The following is a 1,012-nucleotide window of genomic DNA, read 5'->3' as shown; positions in this document are numbered from 1 at the left end:
CGGCAGAATCAAAGCGCCGGACGGCCGACGCCCTGCTCGAGATCTTCCCGTTCGTGGACGAACTCTTTGTTCCCACTCAAGACGAACTCGTTTTGGCAGAAGTTGGCGTCGGAGTGGATCCGCGTACTGTTCGGCCGGAGTTCGACGCTGTTCTTGCCCAGGTGCTCCATGCGGCCGAAATGGAAGAGCCCCCTGCACGTTTCTCCGGTTTCGTCGGCGGCCGCGGTGGACGCGCCGGATTGCATACCGGGGCACTGGGACTGCTTCTCGCCGAAATGCAGAGCGTCGCTCGGGAGCACCCTGAAGGGGTGTGGTGACCGTGGCTGCCACCACCGTCTCGTCCGCGCAGGAGATCGTCGCCTCGGTGATGGATCCGGAGATGCCACTGCTTACTCTGGCCGATCTCGGGGTCATCCGATCGGTCGACGTCGAAGCGAACTTCGTCTGTGTGACAATCACTCCCACCTATTCCGGGTGTCCAGCGATGGCGACGATGCGAGACGACATCGAGCACAAGCTGAACGATGCGGGGTACGGCAGCGTCCAGATCAAGACTCAACTGTCGCCGCCTTGGAGTTCGGATTGGATCAGCGAAGAAGGGCTCGCGAAACTTCGGACGGCTGGGTACTCGGTGCCGGGGGCAGCGCCGCGCCGCACCTCGGGGCCGATCGCATTGACCTTGACGGCCAAGCCCCGCGACATCCTCTGCCCCCAGTGCGGTTCGGCAAACACCAGACTGAGTTCGGAATTCGGTGCGACCCTGTGCAAAGCGCTGTATCGCTGCCTCGACTGCCTCGAGCCGTTCGATCACGTGAAGGAGATCTGAACAGATGAGTACCGCAACGACGAACCGGAACAAACCCTTTCACCCGTTGACGGTCGCCGGTGTCGAATCACTGTGCGACGACGCAGTTGCCGTCACCTTCGACGTGCCTGCCGATATCGCCGATCAATTCGACTTCGGCGCCGGGTCCACCGCCTACACCCTCACCGGCGGCGCCATCACCAAGAC

At 62.5% G+C, this 1,012-nt stretch carries 2 protein-coding genes and 1 pseudogene; all 3 read left to right on the top strand.

Features of this window, described 5'->3' with window-relative positions; all coding sequences use genetic code 11:
- Positions 1–317 (top strand): Phenylacetic acid catabolic protein (locus ABT116_RS50500; RefSeq protein ID WP_351648619.1); only part of this gene is annotated, 317 nt, incomplete at its 5' end.
- Positions 318–319: 2 nt separating this feature from the next.
- Positions 320–826, top strand: coding sequence for a 1,2-phenylacetyl-CoA epoxidase subunit PaaD (gene paaD / locus ABT116_RS50495; protein WP_020909475.1), 507 nt, complete (start codon positions 320–322; stop codon positions 824–826).
- 4 nt (positions 827–830) lie between these two features.
- Positions 831–1,012, top strand: a pseudogene (locus tag ABT116_RS50490) (hypothetical protein); the annotation flags it as partial.

Origin of the sequence: Streptomyces sp. NPDC002130, from assembly GCF_040296465.1 — a bacterium.
Lineage (GTDB): Bacteria > Actinomycetota > Actinomycetes > Streptomycetales > Streptomycetaceae > Streptomyces.
This window is presented reverse-complemented; position numbering and strand designations above follow the sequence as displayed.